This window comes from Marinococcus sp. PL1-022 (genome assembly GCF_033845285.1).
Classification (GTDB): Bacteria; Bacillota; Bacilli; order Bacillales; family Marinococcaceae; genus Marinococcus.
On the sequence record NZ_JAWXCX010000001.1, the window covers coordinates 1,424,019 to 1,439,538 of the forward strand.

At 51.7% G+C, this 15,520-nt stretch carries 18 protein-coding genes and 1 riboswitch; of the genes, 12 read left to right on the plus strand and 6 right to left on the minus strand.

The window, feature by feature from the left end; all coding sequences use genetic code 11:
* Positions 1-8 precede the first annotated feature (8 nt).
* A complete protein-coding gene (locus tag SIC45_RS07215) occupies positions 9-152 on the plus strand; it encodes a hypothetical protein (protein ID WP_319631629.1) in 144 nt (47 codons plus the stop codon).
* Positions 153-242: 90 nt separating this feature from the next.
* Positions 243-1,115 (plus strand): SDR family oxidoreductase, encoded by an 873-nt coding sequence (locus tag SIC45_RS07220; protein ID WP_319631630.1) that lies wholly within the window; start codon positions 243-245, stop codon positions 1,113-1,115.
* A gap of 13 nt (positions 1,116-1,128) precedes the next feature.
* Here SIC45_RS07220 and SIC45_RS07225 read toward each other — a convergent pair whose 3' ends face one another.
* Entirely contained in the window at positions 1,129-2,031 is a 903-nt protein-coding gene (locus tag SIC45_RS07225) for a DMT family transporter (protein WP_319631631.1), read from the minus strand.
* Positions 2,032-2,215: 184 nt separating this feature from the next.
* Between SIC45_RS07225 and SIC45_RS07230 the strand changes: the two genes are divergently transcribed.
* From SIC45_RS07230 to SIC45_RS07250, 5 genes are all read left to right on the plus strand, one after another.
* Entirely contained in the window at positions 2,216-2,671 is a 456-nt protein-coding gene (locus SIC45_RS07230) for an Lrp/AsnC family transcriptional regulator (protein WP_319631632.1), read from the plus strand.
* Between the two features lie 75 nt (positions 2,672-2,746).
* The gene (locus SIC45_RS07235; protein WP_319631633.1) at positions 2,747-3,658 is read left to right on the plus strand and encodes an aminoglycoside phosphotransferase family protein; all 912 of its coding nucleotides are present in this window, start codon (positions 2,747-2,749) and stop codon (positions 3,656-3,658) included.
* Between the two features lie 10 nt (positions 3,659-3,668).
* On the plus strand, positions 3,669-4,160 hold the full coding sequence (locus SIC45_RS07240; RefSeq protein WP_319631634.1) for a MarR family transcriptional regulator: 492 nt from the start codon (positions 3,669-3,671) through the stop codon (positions 4,158-4,160).
* Between the two features lie 131 nt (positions 4,161-4,291).
* Positions 4,292-5,158, plus strand: coding sequence for a pirin family protein (locus SIC45_RS07245; RefSeq protein WP_319631635.1), 867 nt, complete (start codon positions 4,292-4,294; stop codon positions 5,156-5,158).
* A 37-nt stretch (positions 5,159-5,195) separates the two neighbouring features.
* Positions 5,196-5,771: a nitroreductase gene (locus SIC45_RS07250; protein ID WP_319631636.1), complete on the plus strand. Its 576-nt coding sequence runs from the start codon at positions 5,196-5,198 to the stop codon at positions 5,769-5,771.
* A gap of 51 nt (positions 5,772-5,822) precedes the next feature.
* Here SIC45_RS07250 and SIC45_RS07255 read toward each other — a convergent pair whose 3' ends face one another.
* Entirely contained in the window at positions 5,823-5,960 is a 138-nt protein-coding gene (locus SIC45_RS07255) for a hypothetical protein (RefSeq protein WP_298785579.1), read from the minus strand.
* Between the two features lie 272 nt (positions 5,961-6,232).
* Here SIC45_RS07255 and SIC45_RS07260 point away from each other — a divergent pair, with 272 nt between their 5' ends.
* Entirely contained in the window at positions 6,233-6,715 is a 483-nt protein-coding gene (locus SIC45_RS07260; RefSeq protein WP_319631637.1) for a universal stress protein, read from the plus strand.
* Positions 6,716-7,306: 591 nt separating this feature from the next.
* Here SIC45_RS07260 and sdaAA read toward each other — a convergent pair.
* Complete coding sequence (gene sdaAA, locus SIC45_RS07265) at positions 7,307-8,191, minus strand: L-serine ammonia-lyase, iron-sulfur-dependent, subunit alpha (RefSeq protein ID WP_319631638.1); 885 nt, start codon at positions 8,189-8,191, stop codon at positions 7,307-7,309.
* Positions 8,188-8,685, minus strand: coding sequence for a serine dehydratase beta chain (locus SIC45_RS07270; protein WP_319631639.1), 498 nt, complete (start codon positions 8,683-8,685; stop codon positions 8,188-8,190). Before SIC45_RS07270 ends, sdaAA begins: the two co-directional genes overlap by 4 nt.
* A 158-nt stretch (positions 8,686-8,843) precedes the next feature.
* Positions 8,844-8,950, minus strand: a riboswitch (glycine riboswitch).
* A gap of 156 nt (positions 8,951-9,106) precedes the next feature.
* On the opposite strand from SIC45_RS07270, the gene SIC45_RS07275 reads away from it, so the two are divergent.
* The 4 genes from SIC45_RS07275 (at position 9,107) to SIC45_RS07290 (ending at position 14,146) form a co-directional block, all read left to right on the plus strand.
* Positions 9,107-9,619: a GNAT family N-acetyltransferase gene (locus SIC45_RS07275; protein ID WP_319631640.1), complete on the plus strand. Its 513-nt coding sequence runs from the start codon at positions 9,107-9,109 to the stop codon at positions 9,617-9,619.
* Positions 9,620-9,783: 164 nt separating this feature from the next.
* Complete coding sequence (locus SIC45_RS07280; protein ID WP_319631641.1) at positions 9,784-10,347, plus strand: hypothetical protein; 564 nt, start codon at positions 9,784-9,786, stop codon at positions 10,345-10,347.
* Positions 10,348-10,564: 217 nt separating this feature from the next.
* On the plus strand, positions 10,565-12,298 hold the full coding sequence (locus tag SIC45_RS07285) for a sulfate permease (protein WP_319631642.1): 1,734 nt from the start codon (positions 10,565-10,567) through the stop codon (positions 12,296-12,298).
* Between the two features lie 204 nt (positions 12,299-12,502).
* Positions 12,503-14,146, plus strand: a complete 1,644-nt coding sequence (locus SIC45_RS07290) for a catalase (RefSeq protein WP_413645530.1) — start codon at positions 12,503-12,505, stop codon at positions 14,144-14,146.
* A gap of 71 nt (positions 14,147-14,217) precedes the next feature.
* Here the strand turns inward: SIC45_RS07290 and SIC45_RS07295 are convergent, their stop codons facing one another.
* Both SIC45_RS07295 and SIC45_RS07300 read right to left on the minus strand, forming a co-directional pair.
* Positions 14,218-14,574 (minus strand): hypothetical protein, encoded by a 357-nt coding sequence (locus SIC45_RS07295; RefSeq protein ID WP_319631643.1) that lies wholly within the window; start codon positions 14,572-14,574, stop codon positions 14,218-14,220.
* A gap of 308 nt (positions 14,575-14,882) precedes the next feature.
* On the minus strand, positions 14,883-15,443 hold the full coding sequence (locus SIC45_RS07300) for a GNAT family N-acetyltransferase (protein ID WP_319632941.1): 561 nt from the start codon (positions 15,441-15,443) through the stop codon (positions 14,883-14,885).
* Positions 15,444-15,520: the final 77 nt, after the last annotated feature.

Sequence of the window (15,520 nt, forward strand, 5' to 3'; positions counted from 1 at the left end):
GGAAGACAATGCTTATCATGCTCATGGTGCTGGGCTTGGCCGGTATGTTAACAGCGGTCAGCTTTATTCCAAGCAGCCGGTTAAGGAGGATTGCCGCCTTCAGCAGCTACGCGTTGTTTCTCGCAGCGCTCGCTGTTTTAACATTGGGATAGCTGCGCCAAAATGGAACAAGGCCAGTCGTTTTGTTGTACTACATGTAACTGTTTTGGTTATAATTAACAATAGAAATGGAGGAATGACAAATGAAAGCACTAGTAACCGGAGCAACAGGAAAATTAGGATCTCAGGTCATGGAGTCGCTGCTGAAAAAAATGCCGGCCGACCAGCTGGCCGTGAGCGTCCGGAACCCGGACAAGGCAAACGATCTGAAGGAAGCGGGTGTGGAGGTGCGCCGCGGCGATTTTGACGAACCGGACAGTCTGGACGAGGCGTTTGCCGGCGTGGACCGCCTGCTGATTATTTCAACCGACGGGGACAATGACACAAGAATCCGCCAGCATACAAACGCGGTGGAGGCAGCGGCCCGGGCGGGTGTTTCCTTTATCGCCTACACCAGCATCGGCCATGCAGAAAGCAGCACGATGTTTCTGGCTCCGCCGCATCGAGCCGCCGAAAATGCGATCATTGAAACCGGCATACCATATGCATTTCTGCGCAACAACTGGTACCTCGAAAACGAAGTGCCGGGCATTCAGGGAGCCATGAACGATGCGCCGTGGATTACTGCCGCTGGAACCGGCCGGGTCGGATGGGCACTGCAGCTCGATTACGCGGAAGCAGCGGCCGCCGCCCTCGCAGGAGAAGGAACACAGCAGTCGGTCTATGAGCTTTCCGGCCGCCCGTACACCCAGGACGAGCTGGTAAGCGTGCTTGGAGACGTGCTCGGAAAAGAGATTCCGGTGCAGCACGTGGACGACGATGAATATGCGGAAATTATGAAGGAAGCCGGCATGCCGGAGGCCGTGGTACCGATGCTTGTAAGCATTCAGCAGGGCATCCGCAGCGGCTCGCTCGACATTGAAAGCAATGATTTTGAAAAGCTGCTCGGCCGTCCAGCCACACCGATGCATGACGCGCTTGAACATCTCGTGCGGACAATTCCGGACGAATCGTAATTACCACAACGCTTTAAGCCGTACGCTTTTGAAGCGCGGGAGCTGATCGCAGCCTCCCGCGTTTTTTCGAGAGCAGGGAAAATGCTACGCATCCGCCGATGACAATCGCACTGCCGGCCGCCTGCGGCCAGGTGAGGTGTTCCCCGAAAAGCGCAAAGGCCAGCAGAGCGGTAAACAGCGGGTTAAAGTTTAAAAACAGCCCGGAGGTTGTCGCCCCCAGGTGCTTCACGCCGATCCCCCACAGCACCATGCAGACGATCGTTGCAATAATGCTTAAAAACAGCATTGATCCGATAAACGTGGCATCGATCCGGTGCACGGGTATTCGAAAGCCGTTGACCGGAAGCAGCAGGAGCACACCGAACAGGCCGGAATAACAGACGGACATCATCGGGGATACCATGGTGGTGGCCCAGCGGCTGCAGATCGAGTAGAGGCCGAAGACAAGCACCGCCAAAAGCATCCACCCATCGCCGGAGGCAAACGAGAAGCCTGCCAGGCTGCCGCCGGTCACGACGAGCAATACGCCGGCGGTGGAGATGAGCATGGCTGTGATCTGTGCGCCGCGCAGCCGTTCACGCAGAAGAAGCGCTGAAAACAGGGCGATCGACAGCGTGTTCATCGTCGAGATAATGCTCACGTTCGTGGCGCTTGACGACGTGAGCGCGGTAAACTGCAGAATATTAAACAGGGCAACGCCTGTGATTCCCATCAGAAAGAGCGGCACGATCGCTTTTCTGTCGGGAAGCAGGCGTTTTTCTGTGACCTGGATGATAGGCAGGAGGCAGAGAACAGCGATGCCGTAGCGCAGAATCGTCAGCGTCACGGGGGAAGCGTAGGCGGTCAGGCCCTCCCCGACGATGAAATTGCTTCCCCAGCACAGGCTTGCGAGCAGCAGCAGTCCAATGTATTTCATGTGTTCTCCCTCCCGTCGTATTGTACGAAATAAATGTATCATGTAAAATATATATAAGAAATAATATTCTCTATAATCTCATTAATTCAAAATATTATTCTTTCAATGAAATTAAAACAGAATTTATTTTTGTTCAGGGTGAAAAATACGTGGTATGAACGAATATTATTCGGGAGGGAAAGGCATGCTTGATGACGTGGACATACATATTCTCGATTTACTGCAGACGGAAACGAGGCTCAGCAACCTGGAGCTGTCGCAGCGGGTGAATCTCTCCGCGCCGGCTACCCATGCACGGGTGAAACGGCTCGAGCTGGAGGGCTATATTGATTCCTATACGGCGATCCTGAATCAGGAAAAGCTCGGGTATGACCTGCTGTGCACGGTATTTATGAGCACGAGCATTCACCAGACGCAGGAGTTAAATGAGCTCGAACGCCATTTGTCGGAGATGCCGGAGGTTATGGAGTGCTACTGCATGACCGGATCGTTTGATTATATGCTGAAAACCATCCACCGCAGCCGCAAGGAGCTGGAGGCGTTTATCCGGGAGTTGAACCAGCTCGGCGTCTCCCAGCTGCAGACGAGCATCGTGCTCCGGGAGGTCAAATCCTCGACGGTGCTGCCGCTATGGAAGTAACACCTCGGAGACAGCTGAAGCGCTGCATCCGCAGAGAGCTCTGCGTATAACGGGGGGCCAGGAAGGAGGAGAGTAATGATACCTGAAGGTTTTCAACAGTATGGTCCGGTTAAAAATGCTTTAACAATTCGATCAATTCAAAAGGGTTTTTCCGGGAATGGGAAATTTATACTGGACGATACATATGTGCTGAAGACTTTTCCCGTCGCCGAGCTTGAGGAACGAATGCATGTGTTCCATGTGCTAAACAGGCTTGGAGAGTATTCACGGCGCATTCCCCGTGCGATAGATATCGGAAAGCGGAGGTTAGACGGGGGAGATGAACAGGCGTTTATGCTGATGACATATCTGCCGGGAGACGATGCAGAAGCAGTGCTTTCCTCTCTTTCTCAAAAGCATCAATACGAAGCGGGAGTTGATGCTTCTAAAGAGCTGGCCAGGCTGCATGAGCTTGAAGCACCTCCTGCTTATCCGGACTGGAAAACAGTAAAAATAAAAAAGATCGACCGGTACTTCGGGCAGCTGAACAACACCGGGGTGGATGAGGAAACGGTGCATCTGCTGCAAACTTATATTAAAAAGAACGAGTATTTAATGACAGGCCGCCCAAACAGGTTTCAGCACGATGATTTTCATCCCTCCAATCTATTGATAGCAGAGGAACGCTTCCAGGGAATTATAGATTTTGACCGGATGGATTGGGGGGACCCGGTGCACGACCTGCAGAAAACCGGGTTTTTCACGAAAAACGTGAGTCGGGCATTCAGCAGGGGATGTATCGATGGCTATCTGGAGGCCACAGATTTTGACGAGGGCCTTTTCTGGAGGCTGTATGCATTGTATTCAGCCGTTCATATCGTATCAGCGATAGCATGGGCATACCGGGAAAGCAATGGACAATACCAGAAGCTGCTCAGGTACAGTAAAGAAGCTATTTGGGATCACGATTATTTTAACAAAAGTATACCGGAATGGTATTGGAAGTAGAGACTGTGAAGTGCCCGATGTAATTTTTCTTCTCAAATCCATCAACGCCACGGAGGACATGCCGATGCATACCGAGGATTTTATCAGCATTTTGATTCACCAGACCGATTTGAAATTAACCAGCTTTATTAAAGAAGAGCTGCGGATATTTAACCTCACCCCGGAGCAGAACCTTATTATGATGCTGCTGTGGGAGGAGGATGGCCGAACCCAGAATGATATTGCCCGGAGGCTGCAGAAGGATAAAACCAATATCGCCCGGATGGCTGCCCAGCTTGAAAACAAGCAGTTTGTGCGGCGTGCGGCAGGGACTGAAGACCAGCGGGCGATGCAGCTGTTTGTGACAGACGAAGGCAGGCAGCTGCAGGAAAAGGTGCGTCCGGCAGCCGAGCGGTTCAACGCTGCCGTGACAAGGGGGATCAGCACCGAAGAGCTCACAGCGCTTGAACAGACGCTCGCCAAAATAAATAGAAATGTTTCCGAGAGTGTCCAGGAGGAGTGAAGACCCTCTGAGTAGATTCGTTGCAGCGCCTGAAAAAATATGTTGTACTGAAGCTGTATATCAGATAAAGGAAATATATTTTTGGAGAAATAGTTGCTACGCATACTAAAATGAAAAGTGAGGGATTCTCCATGGAACATCAACAGGAGTTGCTTCAGCGCCGTATCCGCGATAAATGGACGGTACAGTACGAGGAGTTCGGTTTTCCGTCTATTCAAAAGGGCTGGGTGCTGCCGGTCGACCGCTGGAAGGATTTCGACCCGTTTATTTTAATGGCCGAGGACTGGTTCAAAAAGGGTACTTTCCCGGACCATCCGCACCGGGGCTTTCAAACCGTGACGTATGTGGTGGACGGACGGCTTGAGCACATTGACAACGGCGGCGGCCGCGATATTCTCGAGCCCGGCGACGTGCAGTATATGAACGCTGGCTGGGCGGCACGCCACGCCGAAGATGGGGTGGAAAACGACATCGCTCATACGCTGCAGCTGTGGCTGAATCTGCCGAAGGATCAGCGAAACACCGATACCATCTACCAGAATGTGTACGGCGAAGAAGCGCCGACCGTCCAGATCGACGGCGGCTATGTAAAGGTCTTTTCCGGTACCATCGCCGGGGAAGAGGGGCCGCTGAACTCGCTCGTCCCGATCACGCTGACCGAAATTAATTTATCGGAGGGCGCCGAATACGTGCATCATCTGCCGGAGAATCACAATGCCTTTTTATACACGCTTGCCGGGAGTGCTGATGTGGCCGATGGGACCGTCAATAAGCACGACGTCGCGACGCTCACCTTTGAGGAGGACGGGGACCCGGAGGCACTCTCCACACTACACATTAAAGCCCACAAGCGCAGAACCCGGCTGCTCGTGTATTCCGGAGAGCCGATCCGTGAAGAGATCGTACCGTACGGCCCGTTTGTGATGAGCAGTATGGAAGAAATCAGGCAGGCGTACCGGGACTTTCACCAGGGAAAATTCGGACCGCCCGCAGAATAAGGCAGGCCGCCATTTAATATGAAGGAGATGAAGCATAGTGGATGTACTCACAGCAATTCATTCACGCCGCAGTAACGGGCTTGTGGACGACACTGAAGTGCCGGAGGATGTCATTTCGCAGGTGCTTGAAGCCGGCACCTGGGCACCGTCGCATCACAAAACAGAGCCGTGGCGGTATTTCGTCATGACCGGCGACGGGCGCAGGCGGCTCGGGGAAGCGATGGCGGCCATTGCCGCCGAAGGAATGACCCCGGAGGAACAGGTGGAAAAGCAGAAAAATCTTGATAAACAAAAGGAGAAGCCAATGCGGGCGCCGGTTGTAATCGCCGTGGCGGCGGAGCCATCCGAGGAAGAGCGGGTGGAGACATTCGAGGAATACGGAGCAGTCTACGCGTCGATTCAAAACATGCTGCTGGCCGCGCATGCGCTTGGACTGGCGGCCTTCTGGCGCACCGGATCGCACTGCTATCATCCGAAAATGAACGAGCAGTTCGGTCTCGGGGAGCAGGGCAAAGTGCTTGGGCTGATTTATATCGGCTACCCGATGCGGGAGATGAAGGAAGGCAGAAGGAGACCGGTGGAGCAGGTAACCACCTGGATTACCGAAGCGTAGATGTTTAAAAAAACCAGGCAGCGGGGGGGCGGATCCGCTGCCTGGTTTTGGCTATTTTTCATCATGCTTTTTATTCAGCTGCTGGCGCAGGTTCAAACGCTGCTGCAGGTATTCCCGCAGGGAAATTTCTTTTTGGGTCCATTGCTGCTTTAAAGCATGAAGCTGGTTTAAAAGATGATGTTTATTCATACGATCCTCCTGCAATCTATTTCTAATAGGTTATACCCGACTGGAAGCTGGTTGAAACCTCAAATTGCATGTGAAAATGAACGAAAATTGTAAAAATTGAACATTTTAGTTTGAGTATCCAAGGCGGTTGGGAATATAATAGATAGATACAAGCCAATATGGCGGAAATGTCAGGAATCCATAAGCCTGCAGCATAAGCCAAAAAGCACTGGAAAAGGGAGACCTTTGTGCTTTTTGGCTTTTATTATAAAATAATAAGAAGGTGAAATGGAATGAAACAATATACTCATATCCTGGCTGCACTTGACGTTCTAAATAACCCGAGTGTCGATGCCTTTGACGAAGCCTGCCGCGTCGCTGTCAAACACGGAGCCGATTTAACGCTCACCTACGTGTTTCATTATAACGAATATTCGTCGCTTGGATGGATGGATCCGATCGGTATCAAACGCCTGCATGCAGAGGCCGAATACCAGCTCGAAGCGTACCGGAAAAACGCTAAAGAAAAAGGTGTATCTAAAGTAAAAGCCGTTCTGGACAACGGGGTTCCCAAAAAACGCCTGGTGAACCAATTATGTGAACGGCTGGAACCGGATCTTATCGTTGTCGGCCAGTCCGGAGGGAATGTACTCGAGCAGGCCATGCAGGGAAACACTGTTACCAAAACGGTACAAAAGCATGCGCCGTGTGATGTACATGTCGTCGACCCGGCCATTGCTTCGATCCAGCGGGCCCATACTGCACCGCTCCAATAATTCAAAAACACTCCGGCTGATTTTAACAATCAGCCGGAGTGTTTTGCGTGCAGTTATAAAGTGTAATGATTTTTATCGTCCCATTTTTGCTTAATCACGGGAAGGTCACTGAGGGTAGTGATGATAAGCTCTTCATTCCGAAATGCGTTTAAACTGTCGAGAAGCTCATCCTCCGAACAAAAATAAACGGGCTCCTGGCTGCCGAACCGTGAACGGATATCGGCGGCTGTTCCTATGTATACCTGATTTTTGGGGCGTTGAAGTACGTATGCAAAATGGTCGATGACAATGACCTCCTTTGAAGAAACTTATACTAAGAATAGCATGATAGAGGGGAAACAGAAAGCAGAATGCCTGAAATTAGAATCAGGACGGAGTATACATCGTAAATTGAGCCTGAGTCTGGTTGAATTGCCCGAAGCCTTATGCTTTACCTGGCCTTGGGGAAATAAAGCAGAAAATGCCTAAAAGAAGGGCAGAAGCCGCTATGGCCCAATACATAAACAGAATACTGACGAGAGTAAGAGTGCCAAACCAGAGTTGAAAAAAGCGGCGTTCATTCATGGCTTCACTCCTTGGATAAAAGTAGATTCACAAGCTGCAGGGACGCTGATACAGTCTCCGGGCGGCTTCTTTTCCCGTCGGGGTCTGGGCAAGCCCTCCCTCAGCGGTTTCTTTCAGGCTGCCGGGCATGTCGCGCCCGATGGTGTGCATTGTCTGAATCACTTCATCACACGGAATACGGCTGGTAATGCCGGCCAATGCCATGTCGGCTGCCGAAAAGGCGATGGATGTACCGATGACGTTTCTTTTCACGCACGGCACTTCAACGAGTCCCGCAACCGGGTCACATACGAGACCAAGAAGCGACTTCATCGCCATCGCTGTCGCATGGGCCGACTGCTCCGGCGTGCCCTGCTGCAGTTCCGTGATCGTTCCAGCAGCCATCGCCGTCGCTGAGCCGATTTCTGCCTGGCAGCCGCCGGCGGCTCCGGAAATAAAGGCATGGTTCGCAAAAACGTAGCCGATGGCGCTTGCTGCGAACAGCCCCATGGTGAGAGTATCATCATCGAGGCCGCGGTTATCCTGGAGTGAGACGAGCACGCCCGGCAGAATACCGGCGGATCCGGCTGTAGGCGTCGCTACAATGAGTCCCATTTTGGCGTTGCTCTCGGAGGTCGCCATGGCAGCCGTCATTGCTGTGCTGATGACCGGGCCGGATAACGGGGCGGTGTCCTGGATATACTGATGCATCCGATAGGCATCGCCGCCCGAGAGCCTGCTTTCTGTTTCCGTTAGATCGTCCAATCCGTTCCGGACGGCCTGCTTCATTACCTGCAGCCGCTCCTGCATAAGTCCGAAAATATGCCCGCGGGACGAGCCGGAGCGGTCCACTTCGCGGCGCAGCATCCACTCCCCGATGGAAACGTCCTGAGCTGTGCATTCCTGGACGATGCTTTGCATAGTATCCTTCATCTAAATGATGCCTCCTTTTTTGTGCGGGCGGTAATGGATAAAATATCCGCGCCCGTTCCCAGATTAATAGCTGTGGAATGCCCGTTGATTTCATAAATGTAGGCAACGCCGCCCCCGATGGAAGCGCCGGATGCATGGACGCGTTCTGCGCCGGATGAGGCCTGCAGATCCACAGTGTTCGGGTGGCAGCCGCCAGGGGTGTCCGGGCAGAACCGGAAGTCGTAACGAAGCCCCTTGTCCTTTGCCAGGGCATACGCACTCCGGACGTTGATGTCATGCGCGGATAACCCAAGCAGGCCGCCGAGTATGGCTTTATCCGAGCCGTGTCCCTGATAGGTGGAGGCAAGAGAGCCGTAGAAGGTGATTGTCACGTCGCTGACGTCCCCGAGCCACTCATGCACAAATTTCCCGATCGATACCACCCCGGCAGTATGAGAGCTAGAAGGGCCGACCATAATGGGGCCGATAATATCAAAGCAGCTGTCAAACTCCATAGCAATTCCTCCATATCTTAATTGAAAGCGATTACAAAAATGAAAAAAAGACAGAGAAGCGGCCTCATGCGCCGTTTCTCTGTCTGTGTGCCTGAAAGATTTCATTCTTTGACAAGAATTTTCTTCTTCGGCAGGTACGTATACCTTCTCCAGAGGTGCATCCTGTACTGGTCCTGGTACCTGAGAGTTTTTTCTTCCCGGCTGGTGGGAAGAATTGCTCCTTCGGTGCTGTAAAACAATCTACAGGCTCTCCCAATACGTTCATCTGCAAAACCACTATTTGTATTAACTTCAGTTTAAACATGCCTGTCAGAAAAGTAAACCTATTTTTTGACAGCTGGAACGAAAACGATATACTGGATGCAGCCTGACGATTAGTCTTAATAAACCAATTCATTATCAGGCAGGAAAGGATAAGACGATGGATGCCCAAATCATTCTGCGCCCGGTCGAAGCGGAAGATGAAAAAGATATTAATATTCTCCGGCGCCAGCCCTCCGTTATGCATTATACGCTTGGGCTTCCCTCGGAACGAAGAGCTTCCAATCAGTCTTTTATCAATGGGCTGACGGAAAACAATCATGTGATTGTGGCAGAGAACGACGGTCGTGTCGTCGGTATCGGCTCCCTGGAGGTGCTCGGCGGCAAGCTGCATTACTACGGTCTGACCGCCATGGCGGTGCACGATGAGTTTCAGAACCAGGGGATCGGCAGCCGTCTGCTTGATTGTCTGATCGATATCGCCGACAATTATTTAGGCTTATTCCGGCTGGAGCTGGATGTGGTGGAAGAGAATACGCGCGCCGTACAGCTGTATAAAAGCCGCGAATTTGAAACAGAGGGAACGCTTCGCAAAGCCCATTTTGCCCGGGGCGCATTCCACAATGTGCTGGTGATGGGCCGGCTGAACACCGCGCTGCTCCCCAAAGACTGACAGCCTCGCTTAAAAATAGAGCATCCAGCAAATTATAACTTCCAAAAAATAGCTTATTATGAAAAAATAGAAAAAAGTGTTTATGTGTATAGGAGTGCCCGGAGAAAACGGGGTATCGGGGCAATGCTGTTGTAATGACAATCATGCGAGCGGGGGAAAACATAATGAAAAAGATCCTTTCTGCCGGAGCGGCCGGTATGCTCATTCTTTTAAGCGGTTGTTCGGTTCCTTCTTATTATACGGAGGAAGAGAAGGATGTGCCCGGAAATATAGAATCGGAATGGGGAGAGGAAGTGCAGCTGCCGTCCTTTAACGAGTCTTCCATTTCGAGGGCACAGATCAACGAAGATGATGAGGGTGAGCCCGAAGAGCTTGAAATTTGGTACAGCGACGAAGAGCAGGATGAACTGCTGCCTTATTTTCAGGATGCAGGCAACCGGCACCGGTATGAAGAGGACTACAGCACGCGCCTGGTATACGGAATTTACAGCAGTGACATTCACATTATTTTAGATTACGAAGCGGGTGACCGGATGGTCTACGGAGCTCATGATGAGGTGCTCAGTATTGGCGGGCGCCCGGTGGGACGGGACATTCAAAGCGGTCCGATGATTTATACGTTTCAGGCGAACGGGGGCACCTATGCCATTTCATACTCGGAGGAGGCAAGAGCGGATACCGACGTGCACCGCGAGCAGATTAAAGCCTTTTTACAGAACAGCGGGTAGATAGAAGCTGTGCGTGCATGGGAACATTAACAAGGGCAGGGACCTCCGGGGGCCTGCCTTTTTGGTGCCGTTAAATGACTAATTTCCTGGACGAGTGCCTTAGTCTGTTTTTGCAAAAAGGTGCGGGGCGGGCTTTTCTTTTAAGCAGTTATGGTTCATGATTTATAGAAGAGAGATTGAACACTTTGTAAGTTCACGGAGAAAGAAGGAAGAGTCTATGCCTCGGAGAATAAAAAACTTACTGAGTATGCCGCTGGAGTACAACAGCCAGTTGATGAAAAAGGATGTGGCCGCAGGCTTTACGATTTTTATTATGATCGTTCCGCAGGGCATGGCCTACGCCGTGCTGGCCGGCCTCCCGCCGGTGATGGGGCTGTATGCCTCGCTGCTTCCGCTCTTAATCTACGCCCTGTTCGGGGGATCGAAGCATCTGGCTATCGGGCCGGTGGCGATGGCCTCCATTCTTGTATTTTCCGGCGTATCGCTGTATGCCGAACCGGCGACGCCGGATTATGTGGCGCTTGTGCTGCTGCTTACGGTCATGGTCGGAGTCATGCAGGTGGCGCTCGGCCTGCTGAATGCCGCCGCGTTTGTGAAATTCATTTCGCCGAACGTGATCAGCGGCTTCACGTCAGCGGTGGCGATTGCGATAGGGATGAGCCAGCTCGGGCAGTTTATGGGCATCAGTGTAGGCAGCCAGACGCAGATTATCCCGCTGCTCCGCGATGTGATCGTCCATCTGCCGCAGGTACATATCCCGACCCTGCTCGTAGGAATCGCGAGTCTTCTGGTGCTGATCGGGGGCCGGAAAATAAAACGGAATCTGCCGGTTTCCCTCATTGTCGTCGTGCTGAGCATTGCGGCGGTGGGGCTTTTCCGTCTCGACAACCAGGGAGTGAGCGTCGTCGGGCAGGTGCCCCAGGGCCTTCCGGATTTTACGGTGCCGGGCTTTAATCTTGCGGATGTGCAGGTGCTGATTCCGACAGCGCTCACGATTGCGTTGATTGCCATGATGGAGACGCTTGCGATCACAAAAACGCTGAGTGATAAAAACGACGTCGGCGTCGATCTGAACAAAGAGATCCGGGCGATCGGGTACGCCAATATTGCCGGCCCATTTTTCTCCTCCTATGCGGTGACCGGAAGCTTTTCAAGAAGTGCCGTCAGCTACCGTTCAGGAGCGGCCTCGCAGGCGGCGATGATTATTACCGCTGCCGGGGTGCTTGTTACGCTCCTCTTTTTCACTTCGTTATTCTACTTTCTGCCGTACGCGGTGCTCGCAGCGATTATTCTCGTGTCGGTCACCGGGCTGATTAACATCCGCTCATTAAAGGACGCCTTCCGGGTGAAGCCGGAGGACGGCTGGGTATGGATCGTGACGTTTGCTGCGACCCTTCTTGTCGGCATCCAGTGGGGGCTTTTAATTGGAATCGGCTTTTCCATCCTGCTGCTGCTGCGCCACATTGCCCGCCCGAATATTGTGGAGATCGGCTATGAGGAGGATACGCACAGCTATCTGGACCTGCAGCGGTTCCCACACGCGAGGCGGGTGCCGGGGACGGTGCTCGTGCGGGCGGATACGCGCATTCATTTTTCGAACGTCGGCTATTTTGTGAAAATGGTGGAAAAAACGATTCAGGATCGCCGCAAAACAGAAGGCGGCGGGCTGAAGGCCGCAATCGATATGTCCGGAGTGAACGACATTGACACGACCGGCATCGGCGCTCTCGAGCAGATTATTGAAATGTACCGGAGGGACCCGGACGTGAAGGTATGGTTTGTCGAGCTGAAGGGCCCGGTCCGGGATCTGCTGCTTAGGGCCGGATGGGAGGAAAAATACGCGGAAGCGATCAGGTATCAGACCCTTGAAGGCTTTCTTGAGCATGAGGGCAACGTCCCGTTTAGAACACCCACAGAGCCGAAGCAGGACTCCTGGGACTACATGATTTAGCATGCTTACAGTAACGAACGAGGCCGGCCGGGAATTTCCCGCCGGCCTTTTCTGTATTTCCTAAGCATAAAAGCGTAACCCTTGAAAAGCTGCTGTGGCAGGGTATATAGCTATGTACCTTGAATTTAAAAAATTCGGAAAAATCGTTTAAACCGTTATTAACCCGGGTAAAAACGAATAGATTTCCTAAAGGAGGTAACAGCATTGAGTAAAGATCGCGACAACGAACGTGAACACGATGAAGAAAAAAACGACGACAAGCAATATAAGAATGAAGATGGCACGCTGACGACGAGACAGGGACATCCTGTCCGGGACAACCAGAACTCGAAAACCGTAGGCAATCGCGGGCCGACAACGCTTGAAAATTATGAGTTTCTCGAAAAGATCAGCCACTTTGACCGCGAACGTGTACCGGAGAGAGTTGTACACGCCCGGGGCGCAGGCGCGCACGGCTATTTTGAAGCGTATGGCTCCTTTGGCGATGAGCCGATTTCCAAATATACACGGGCGAAAATCTTCCAGGAGGAAGGAAAGCGGACACCGGCATTCGTACGCTTTTCCACCGTGATCCACGGCGGGACTTCTCCGGAAACGCTACGGGATCCGCGCGGATTTGCCGTAAAATTTTATACCGAGGACGGCAACTGGGACCTTGTAGGAAACAACCTGAAGGTATTTTTCATCCGGGACGCCATCAAATTTCCGGACGTCATTCACGCGCTGAAGCCGGACCCGGTAACAAACGTGCAGGACAGCGAACGGATCTTCGATTTTATGTCGCAGACACCGGAATCGATGCACATGCTGACGTTTTTATTCTCCCCGTGGGGCATTCCGGCCAACTACCGGCAGATGCAGGGCTCCGGGGTGAACACGTACAAATGGGTGAACGAAGACGGCGAAGCGGTGCTTGTGAAGTACCACTTTGAACCGGTTCAGGGCATCCGCAACCTGACCCAGGAGGAAGCGGACAGCATCCAGAGCAAAAACTTCAACCACGCCACCCAGGATCTGTATGAAGCCATTGAAGAAGGCAACTATCCGGAGTGGGAGCTTTGCGTGCAGGTGATGAGCGACGACGAGCACTTGGAGCTCGATTTTGACCCGCTTGATGATACGAAGCTGTGGCCAAAGGATCAGTTCCCGTGGATCCCGGTCGGCAAGCTTGTGCTTGACCGTAATCCAGAGGACTATTTCAACGAAGTCGAACAGGTGGCCTTTGGTACCGGCGTCCTTGTCGACGGCATGGATTTCTCCGATGATAAAATGCTGCAGGGCCGTACGTTCTCGTACTCCGATACGCAGCGGTACCGCGTCGGCGCCAACTATCTGCAGCTGCCGATCAACCAGGCGAAGAAAAAGGTCGCGACGAACCAGCGCGGCGGACAGATGTCGTATAAAGTCGATAACGACGAAGGACAGAATCCGCACGTGAACTATGAGCCTTCCACGATGAATAACCTGAAGGAGGCGGAGATGAGTGGTAAGCCTCACACTCCTTATACCGAAGGGGAAGTGAAAAAAGAAGCCATCGACCGCCAGAATCCTTACCGGCAGGCGGGCGAAACATTCCGCAAGTTTAAGGAATGGGAAAAAGACGAATTGATCAAAAACCTCGTCGACAACCTGATTCCATGTAAAAAGGAAATCCAGGAAGAAATGATTGCCCACTTTAAGAAGTGTGATGAAGAATACGGCCGCCGGGTCGAAGAAGGGCTGAAAAACAGCAGCTCCGCAGACGGCTCAGACCAGGATTCCACCCACGGCGGACCTGCAGGCGCCACGAAAACAGAAGAGGGCGTTCAACAGGCTGAAGAGCACGGAATTCCATCGGATCCTTATTAATAAAAGCACAGCCTGAAACGTTAAAAGCTGAAGCTGGAGATCATTCTCCGGCTTCAGCTTTTTTAAGATAGTTACAACAAAGTATTAACGTGCTCAAACGTATACTGGTAGCCTTTTCTTGAAGCGCCTGGGAGGTGCCACTGCGGGCTTAACACCCTGATTTTGATTAAACGCAGCAGCCTTGCGGGATCATCCTGAAACGCTTCAATATCAAGCTTCCGGTGCAGATCAATGCGGAAGAAATCATTAGGTTTGTTTGCATTTTCCTGAAACGTTATATGAACCTCGGCTAAACGATTGCGGCAAAAAAGAACAAACTGATACGTGCCGATCTGTTGCTCTTTTTGAAAAACACTGCCGGAAAAACTGCCTGTATGGTCATCAGTCGGTGGTTCTTCGTGAACAGCGGCTAAATCGAGTCGCAGCATAAAAAGCACCCTCTCTTAAGTGAAGTTACTTGCATTCGTGTTAGGGGAGGACATCGGACATTACTTCTTTATAAGCATTAAAAAAAGCCATTCCTATCCACAGAAAGGGATAGAAATGGCCCGAAAAAAGCTTTGTTTCTTTCTCCTAAACCAAGTGTTTATGAAGGTATGGGGGGAGAATGAATGTAAGTGCAGTGTTATCCAATATTTACAGGCAGGGAAAAGATGACTGCCTATAGCTGTATACATACCCGCATGACAATTATTTACTCATGCCAAAAGACTTAATTTCATCTGCAAGCTAGATTCTAACTAGTAATGGAGTAAACCGCTGAGTTTATTAAACGACTTCCATCCGCAGAGCGTTCATCATTTTTAAATATGCCGTCCAATTGAAAGCCGGCTCTTGCAAGCATGGCTGTGCTTGGGTCATTCCGTTCATCCGTCCATGCTTCGATCCGGTTCATGCCCAGGTCCTCCAGGCTGTAGCGGACAATTTCAGTGACGGCTTCCAGGGCATATCCGCTGCGCTGGAACGGATCCAGGATCCAGTAGCCCAGCTCGCAGCGCGGCACGCGCCAGTCGATTTCCTGAATAACAAAGCTTCCGACGAAGGAAAGCGACTGTTTTTCAAACAGCAAATAGCGAAATTTTTGCTTGTCTGAGAATTGAGCACAGGCCTCCATTAAAAATTCTTTCGTGCCCGCGAGCGTTGGCGGCTCCTGGAAGGCGCTCATCCAGGCTTTTAGACTTCGATGAGATTGTAAAATTCCTTCGTAGACGGCTTCAGTATCAATCGCAGGATGTGGAATTCTTAAAAGCAGGCGTTCGGTATGCAGATTTTCTTTTCCGGGCTTTTGGGCAGAAATACGAAAACCTCCTTAGACGCATTGATAGTTATTGTCATTATTTTACATGAGCAGGTATTCGCTTACAAATGTTTGGA